This window comes from Pseudolysinimonas kribbensis (assembly GCF_039531715.1).
In the GTDB taxonomy this organism is placed as follows: domain Bacteria; phylum Actinomycetota; class Actinomycetes; order Actinomycetales; family Microbacteriaceae; genus Pseudolysinimonas; species Pseudolysinimonas kribbensis.
In genome coordinates, this window is record NZ_BAAAQO010000007.1 from 1 (window position 1) to 955 (window position 955).

1 protein-coding gene is annotated in these 955 nt (G+C 68.2%); it reads right to left on the minus strand.

Annotated elements, in window-relative coordinates:
- Nucleotides 1-913, minus strand: a 913-nt coding sequence (locus tag ABD285_RS16960; RefSeq protein ID WP_344203731.1) for an IS481 family transposase, incomplete at its 3' end; no start/stop codon positions are given.
- Nucleotides 914-955: the final 42 nt, after the last annotated feature.

Here is a 955-nt window from a genome sequence, read left to right on the forward strand (position 1 = left end):
GGCGTCGTTCAGTGTTGTAGTGCTCGAGCCAGGGGTCAAGCGCGGCGGATCGTTCGTCGTTCGAGGTGAAGGGCTGTCGGTAGGCCCACTCGGTCTGCAGGGTGCGGTTGAAGCGCTCGACCTTGCCGTTTTGCCAAGGGCAGTGCGGTCGGATGAACACCTGCCGGATGTTCCGGGCCGCGCAGAGTTCCCGTAGTGACCAGCGGTAGGCCCAGGCGTTGTCGGTCATCAGCCGCTCGACACGGGTGATGCCGTGAGCGGCGAAGTGGTCCAGGGCGCGGGCCAGGAACGCGGCGCAGGTCTGCCCACGTTCGTCGGGGTGGATCTCGGAGTAGGCCAGGCGGCTGTGATCGTCGACGAGGGAGTGGACGTAGTCGTAACCGGTGCCGTTCTTCCGGTCTCTGTGGTCGCCCGCGCCGCGCCCCAGAGCTCTCCAGCCGCCGCCGTCCGGGATGCGGCCGAGCTTCTTCACGTCCATGTGGACCAGCTCGCCGGGCCGTTCCCGCTCGTAGCGCATGGCGGTCTGCTTCGAGGAGCGGATCACCTGCCCGGTCATCGGGTCCAGCGCCGCCAGAGGCGGCAGACCGTGCCGGGCGATCACCCGGGACACCGTCCGAGGTGCGATGCCCGTGCGCGCGGCGATCTCGTCGCGGCCGAGCTGCTCGGTCGTGCGCAGCTCGACGATCACCGCCTCCGCGGACGCCGGCAACCGACTGGGCGAGGTCCGAGGCCGTGTCGAGCGATCGTGCAACCCGGCGTCGCCTTCAACGGCGAACCGGGCCAGCCAGTAGCGGACGGTCTTGCGGGAGCAGCCCATCGCCGCAGCAATATGAGCTTGCGCCCAGCCAGCTTCGCGGCGGCGGACGATCAGCAGCCGACCGTGAAACGTCAGATGCGCATTAGCGTGAGACACAAGGACCTCCGTGTGGTCGTAGAGACGTCAGACATCTCCACT